The sequence below is a fragment of the Enterovirga sp. genome (genome assembly GCF_028290205.1).
Lineage (GTDB): Bacteria > Pseudomonadota > Alphaproteobacteria > Rhizobiales > Beijerinckiaceae > Enterovirga.
Window position 1 is genome coordinate 1 of record NZ_JAQGKF010000254.1, and the last position, 6,333, is coordinate 6,333.

Consider the following 6,333-nt stretch of genomic DNA (forward strand, 5'->3'; position numbering starts at 1 on the left):
GGGCACGACCTTGCTGAGGACGGAGAGCGCCCGATTGCCGGCGCCGGGGATCACCACGGCCCGCCCCGCCTCGTAGCCGTCGAGCCCGAGGCGGGCGACGTCCACGGCCGACATGCCGCCGCCCTGAAACAGCTTCGACTTCTCGAGATTGGCCCGCAGGCGGAACTCGGTCGCGGTGGGGCCCGGGCAGACCGCCGTCACGGTGACGCCGTGCCGCCGCACCTCCTCGTGCATGCCCTCCGAGAGCAGCAGCACATAGGCCTTGGTGGCGGCATAGGCCGACATGAACGGGACCGCCTGGAAGGCTGCCATCGAGGACAGGTTGATGATGCCGCCGCGCCGCCGCTCGACGAGGCCGGGCAGAACCAGCCGGCACAGCCGGGTCAGGGTGGTGCAGTTCAGCTCCACCATGGCGATCTGCTCGTCATAGGGCATGGTCCGGAAGCCGCCGCGCAGCCCGAACCCGGCATTGTTGACGAGCGTGTCGACGGTGATCCCGCGCTCCTCGACGGCCCGCAGCAGCGCCTCGGCGCCGTCCGGCCGCTGCAGGTCCATGGTGACCGTCTCGACCCGGACGTCGCCGCCGCGAAGCTCGCCGGCGAGGGCATCCAGCCGGTCCGTCCGGCGCGCCGTGAGCACCAGGGAGCGGCCGCGCCGGGCCGCCAGCCGGGCCATTTCCAGGCCAATGCCGCTCGAAGCGCCGGTGATCACGGTCCAACGGGGGTCGGTCATGCGGTCGGGGCCTGTTCCGGCCTGCCCCCGGTGGCTATGCAGCCGGGGCGGACGGCCGGGTGGGCCGACCTCGTGCAGGGAGAGAGCGGATGAGGGAGGCGGTCGCAATCATCGGCAGCGGGGCCATCGGCGGCTACCTGGCGGGCGCGCTGGCCGGGGCTGGGCGAGACGTGACCCTGTGCGTCCGGACGCCGTTCGACCGGCTCACGGTGGAGCAGGGCGGGACGGTGCGTGAGGTGCCGGTGCGGCTGGCAACCGACCCCGGCGCGGTCCGGCCGACCCGTTGGGTCCTCCTGACCACCAAGGCCCAGGACACGGCCGGAGCCGCGCCCTGGCTCTCCGCCCTGGCCGGACCGGACACCGTGGTCGTCGCGGTCCAGAACGGGGTCGACCACCGGGCGCGAGTCGAGCCGGTGGCGGCGGGCGCGGCCGTCATGCCGGCCGTGATCTGGTGCAGCGTGGAGCGAACCCACCCCGGCCGCATCGTCCATTACAGCAACGCGAAACTGGCCGTGCAGCGCGGTCCGGGCAGCGCCGAGCTGGCCGAACTCTTCGCGGGCAGCGGCTTCGAGGTTGCCCAGGAAGAGGACCTGCTCACGGTCGCCTGGCGCAAGCTCCTGTCGAACCTCGTGGTGAACCCGCTCACGGCCCTGACGCTGCGGCGCAGCCGCATCTTCGCGCAACCGGAGCTCGCCGGCCTCATGCGGGCGGTGCTGGAGGAGGCCGTGCGGGTTGCGGCCGCTGAGGGCGCAAAGCTCGGCCCGGCCGACATCGAGGCCGCGCTGCGTGGCTTTGCCCGGCTGCGCCCGGAATCGGGCACGTCCATGCTCTATGACCGCCTCGCCGGGCGGCCCCTGGAACATGCCCACCTGACCGGCGCGCTGGTTGCGGCCGCCGACCGGCACGGCCTCGCCGTTCCGGTGAACCGGACACTGCTGGCGCTCCTGGCGGCCGCGAGCGGGCATCGGCTCGATGGAACCGACTAGGCCGCGAGTTCCTGGCGCACGAGGCTGACCCAATAGCCGGCGCCGAGCGTCAGGATGTCGTCGTTGAAATCGTAATGCGGGGTATGGACGGCGTGGAAGGTGCCGTCCGGCGCGACGCCGTTGCCGATGAACAGGAACGCGCCGGGCTTCACCTGCAGCATGTCGGCGAAGTCCTCGCCGCCGGTGATGGGCGGCGCGTCGGCGTCGACCGCCTCCGGCCCGACCAGCGCGGCGGCCGCCCCGGCAGCGATCGTGGTGTGGTCCGGATGGTTCACCAGCACGCTCGCATAGCGGCCGTATTCGACCTCCGCGGTGCAGCCCTGCGCGCCGGCATGGGCGTGTGCGAGTTCGATCAGCCGACGCTGCACGATGTCGCGGGCCGTCTCCGAGAACGTCCGGACGGTGCCCGTGATGACGAGGTCGGCCGGCATCACGTTCGGCGAATCCGGCGAGCCGCCCCGAATCGAGCCGATCGACACGACGGCCGGCTCCACGGCCGGCACGTTGCGGCCGATCACGTTTTGCAGCGCGAGGCAGAAATGCGCCTGCGCGATGGTGACGTCGGTGGCGAGATGCGGCGTCGAGCCGCCATGGCCGCCGGTTCCCCGAAAGGTCACCGTGAAGAAGTCCACCGCAGCCATCATGGGCCCCGGCCGCAGCCGGAAGCGGCCGACCGGCAGCCCGGGCGCGTTGTGCATGCCGTAGACCGCGTCGCAGGGGAACCGCTCGAACAGCCCGTCGGCGATCATCCGGGCGGCGCCGCCGCGGCCCTCCTCGGCCGGCTGAAACACGAAATGGACCTCGCCCGCGAAATCGGGCCGAGCGGCCAGGTGGCGGGCCGCGCCGAGCAGCATCACGGTGTGCCCGTCATGACCGCAGGCATGCATGGTGCCGGGGGTCTCGGAGGCATAGGGCAGGCCGGTGCGCTCCTCGATCTGGAGCGCGTCCATGTCGGCCCGCAGGGCGAGGGCCCGGTTGCCGGGTCGCCGGCCTCGGAGCGTTCCGACCACCCCGGTGCCGCCGATCCCCTCGGCGACGGCGAGCCCGTAGCCGCGAAGCTCCGCCGCAACCAGCGAAGCCGTCCGGTGCTCCTCGAACCCCATCTCGGGGTGGCGGTGGATATCGCGGCGAAGCGCCGTGAGGTCCGCCCGGAGGGGCTCGAGTTCCGCCAGAAGTGGGTGGGCGATCGTGTCCATCCCCTCGCATACCCGAGAGGGGGGCGGGCGGACCAGCCCGCCCGCCCGCGCTCCCCCGCCTCAGGCAGAGCGGGCCAGGAGCCGGGCGCGCTTCGGCTTCAGCACGAAATAGGCGAGCAGCCCGGTCAGGATGTCGAGCACGATCACGATCGTGAAGACCGGAAGCCAGCTCCCGGTCGCCTCGCGCAGCAGCGCCGCCACCGGGCCGCCCAGGATCGAGCCGATCCCCTGCGCGATGTACAGGAACCCGTAATTGGTGGTCGCGTGTTTGGTGCCGAACGTGTCGGTCAGGGTGGACGGGAACAGAGAGAAGATCTCGCCCCAGCCGAAGAACACAACCCCTGACAGGAACACGAACATCAGGGGGTTTTCGCGGAAGTAGATGAGCAGGCCGATGGCGATGCCTTCGAGGATGAAGGCGATCGTCATGGTGTTCTCGCGGCCGATCTGGTCCGACACCCAGCCGAAAAAGGGGCGGGTAAAACCGTTCATGATGCGGTCGAACGTGAGCGCCAGGGGCAGGGCGGCGAGGCCGAACACCAGCGCGTTGGCGACCCCGAAATCGCGGGCGAAGTTGGCGAAGTTCGAGGTCACCATGAGGCCGCCGGTCGACATCATGGTCATCATGCAGAACATCAGCCAGAAGATCGGCTGCCGCAGCATGTCGGCCGGCTTGGTGTCCCGCCCGGCGACCTGGAGCACCGAGGCCCGGACCGAGATCTCGCCGCTGCGCGGTGCACGCAGCCCGAGCGCGGCCACGAACCCGATCGCGCCGAGGATGAAGCCGAAGGTGATCAGGGTCTTCTGGTAGCCCGAACTCTCCAGCATGGCCGTGATCGGGAAGCTCGTGAACATGGCGCCCATGCCGTAGCCGGCCGCCACCACGCCCACCGCGAAGCCGCGCCGGTCGGGAAACCACTTCACCATCAGGCCGATGATGCCGACATAGACGATGCCGGTGCCGATGCCGCAGAAGAGCCCGTAGGTGAGATAGAGGCCGATGAGGCTGGTGGCGTAGGCGGACAGCACCCAGCCGAGGCCGGACAACGCCGCCCCGACGGCGATCATCAGCTTCGGGCTGAACCGGTCGATCAGATAGCCCTGCACCGGCGAGAAGAAGGTCTGCAGGACGATCACCAGCGTGAAGGTGATCTGGAGTGCGGCAAGCGACGCGCCGGTGGTCTCCCCGAAGGGCTTGGTGAACAGCGTCCAGACGTATTGCGGAGACGAGATGGCCATCATCACGATGAGGGCCAATCCGAGCTGGATCCAGCGGGTGTTGGCGGCGGTGCTGGGAATGGCGGAGACCGGAACGGCGCTCATGGGGCGACACTCGCGACAGGAGGAGACGCGCGAGCCACGCAATCTGCGTGCCGCAACGGGAGCGTGCGGAGCCCCCGTAGGTCCGTCAAGCCCGGTTCCGTCTTGGACCCTCGTCCTTTCGGAGGGGGGCGGGGCAGGGGCGGCGCGCCGCCTCGTCCGGGCGCTCGGGATCCGGCCGAACCTCGTGCAACGGGTTCACGGAACGGCAAGCCGCGGCCTGTAGGGAGGAGCGCGGGAGTGCCATGCTGACCCCTCACCCTGCCGCGCGCGGTTTCTGGACCCCGGCCCGCCTCAGCCATGAGGGCGCACGGCTGGTCAGGGAGATCGCAACCTCCAACGGCGCCGCCGTGCTGGCTGCCCGCCTGGCCGGAGCCGCCCTCGCTTATGCCGGGCAGGTGGCCGCCGCCCGGTGGCTCGGCGCGGACGGCTTCGGCCATTACGCGCTGGCCCTCGTCTGGCTCACCATCCTGGGCCACCTCGCCACCTTCGGCACGCCACAGGCGGTCTGCCGGCACGTGGCCGCCGCCCTCGCGACCGGCGACACGCCGGCGGTGCGGGGCTTCGTGGTGTTCGGCCTGGGCGTCGTGGCCCTGACCGGCGCGCTCGTCGCGGCTGCCGCCGTCGCGCTGCTCTGGGCTTTCCCGGACGTGGCCGAGAGCGCCGCCTGGCGACCCCTGGCGCTGGCCATGCTGGCGGTGCCGCTCTTGGCCGTCCAGGACATCCTCGAATCGCTGGCTCGAGCCTTCGACAGGCCGGCTGCCGGCATCGCGCCCGCCTATGTCGTGCGGCACGGCGCGACGCTTGTCGTCTTCGCCGCGCTCCTGCTCGGCGCCGCTCCGGGCGATCCGGCCGGCGCGGTGCTGGCCGCCATCGGCGGCCTTCTCCTCGGGGTCGCCGGCCAGAGCCTGCTGGTGCTCCGGCTGATCCGGCGCCGGATTCCGCCGGGGCCGCGCCGCTACGAGCTCCGCCGCTGGCTCGGCACCGCGCTACCGGTCGCCCTGGTGGACGGCACCGAGATCCTGCTGCTCAACATGGACGTGCTGCTCGTTGGACTGTTCCTGCCACCCCCGTCGGTGGCCGCCTACTACGCCGCGACGCGGCTCACGCAGATGCTGGACCTCGTTCGCTACGCCGCCTCCGCCGCGACCGCGCAGCGCTTCGCGGCCCTGTTCGCGCTTGGCCGCGCCGAGGACGTCGTGCGGCTGGCTCGCCGGGCGACCTTGGCCACGGCGGCGCTGTGCGGGGCGGGGGCGATCACCCTGTCCCTTCTCGCCGGGCCCTTGTTGGGGCTGTTCGGCTCGGGCTTCGCGGCAGCCGCCCCGGTGGTGCCGATCGCCGCGGCGGGGCTCGTGCTCGCAGCCCTGTGCGGGCCGGGCGAGGACCTCCTCACGATGACCGGCGGCGAGCGGGTCTGCGCGGCCGTCCATGCGGTCGCGCTGCCGCTGACCCTGCTTCTCGCGCTGGTCCTGATCCCGACCCTGGGTATTGTGGGCGCGGCGCTCGCCACCGCGACGGCTCTGGTCGGCCGCTCGGCGGCGCTCGCCTGGCTGGCTTGGCGGCGGCTCGGCGCGCTGCCCGTGGGCTCCGGCCGTGCCGGCTGAGCTCGGCCCGGTCCGCGTTCGCCGCGTGCCGGGCCTGCGTGCCGCTGAGCTCGCAGCCGCCTGGGACCGGCTTGCGGCCGAGGCGCTGGAGGAGAACCCGTTCTTCACCGCCGCCTACATGCTGGCGGGGCTCCGCCACCTGAACGAGCGCAGCGTCCCTGATCTCCTCTGCGTCGAGCGCGCTCCAATCGATGGGGGCGCGGCCCTGCTGATCGGGGTCCTGCCGCTCGAAATGGCCCGGTTCCGCTACGGAGTCCCGCTCCCGCTCGGCGTCGCGGCGAGCCATGTCTTTCAGACCAGCGGCACGCCCCTGCTGCACCGCGACCATGCCGCCGACGCCGCAGACGCCCTGCTCGGGGCCCTCTGCCGCGACCCGGCCGTCCGGGGCCGCGCCCTGCTGCCGCACCTGCGGCTCGCGGGGGCGACCGCGCGCCTGCTCGGCGAACGGGCGGGGCCGGCCGGATTGCGCAGCGCCACCCTGTGCGACCTCCGGCG

5 protein-coding genes and 1 pseudogene are annotated in these 6,333 nt (G+C 72.2%); 3 read left to right on the forward strand and 3 right to left on the reverse strand.

What is annotated here, in order from left to right; all coding sequences use genetic code 11:
* The coding region (locus tag JWR86_RS17560) for an SDR family oxidoreductase (protein ID WP_299567846.1) at nucleotides 1-732 on the reverse strand (732 nt) is incomplete at its 3' end.
* Between the two features lie 89 nt (nucleotides 733-821).
* Between JWR86_RS17560 and JWR86_RS17565 the strand changes: the two genes are divergently transcribed.
* The gene (locus tag JWR86_RS17565; RefSeq protein ID WP_299567848.1) at nucleotides 822-1,718 is read left to right on the forward strand and encodes a 2-dehydropantoate 2-reductase; all 897 of its coding nucleotides are present in this window, start codon (nucleotides 822-824) and stop codon (nucleotides 1,716-1,718) included.
* Here JWR86_RS17565 and JWR86_RS17570 read toward each other — a convergent pair.
* Nucleotides 1,715-2,914 (reverse strand): amidohydrolase, encoded by a 1,200-nt coding sequence (locus JWR86_RS17570; RefSeq protein ID WP_299567850.1) that lies wholly within the window; start codon nucleotides 2,912-2,914, stop codon nucleotides 1,715-1,717. The genes JWR86_RS17565 and JWR86_RS17570 overlap by 4 nt on opposite strands.
* 60 nt (nucleotides 2,915-2,974) lie before the next feature.
* Nucleotides 2,975-4,237, reverse strand: a complete 1,263-nt coding sequence (gene oxlT, locus JWR86_RS17575) for an oxalate/formate MFS antiporter (RefSeq protein WP_299567852.1) — start codon at nucleotides 4,235-4,237, stop codon at nucleotides 2,975-2,977.
* Nucleotides 4,238-4,479: 242 nt separating this feature from the next.
* Here oxlT and JWR86_RS17580 point away from each other — a divergent pair, with 242 nt between their 5' ends.
* Together JWR86_RS17580 and JWR86_RS17585 are read left to right on the forward strand one after the other, a co-directional pair.
* On the forward strand, nucleotides 4,480-5,838 hold the full coding sequence (locus JWR86_RS17580; RefSeq protein WP_299567854.1) for a lipopolysaccharide biosynthesis protein: 1,359 nt from the start codon (nucleotides 4,480-4,482) through the stop codon (nucleotides 5,836-5,838).
* Nucleotides 5,828-6,333: pseudogene (locus tag JWR86_RS17585) on the forward strand (hypothetical protein); the annotation flags it as partial. The gene JWR86_RS17580 and the pseudogene JWR86_RS17585, both read left to right, overlap by 11 nt.

What these genes read in the sequence shown, in the direction of transcription:
- JWR86_RS17565 (WP_299567848.1), top strand. Translation starts at nt 822, where the DNA reads ATGAGGGAGGCGGTCGCAATCATCGGCAGCGGGGCCATCGGCGGCTAC.
- JWR86_RS17570 (WP_299567850.1), bottom strand. Translation starts at nt 2,914, where the DNA reads ATGGACACGATCGCCCACCCACTTCTGGCGGAACTCGAGCCCCTCCGG.
- oxlT (WP_299567852.1), bottom strand. Translation starts at nt 4,237, where the DNA reads ATGAGCGCCGTTCCGGTCTCCGCCATTCCCAGCACCGCCGCCAACACC.
- JWR86_RS17580 (WP_299567854.1), top strand. Translation starts at nt 4,480, where the DNA reads ATGCTGACCCCTCACCCTGCCGCGCGCGGTTTCTGGACCCCGGCCCGC.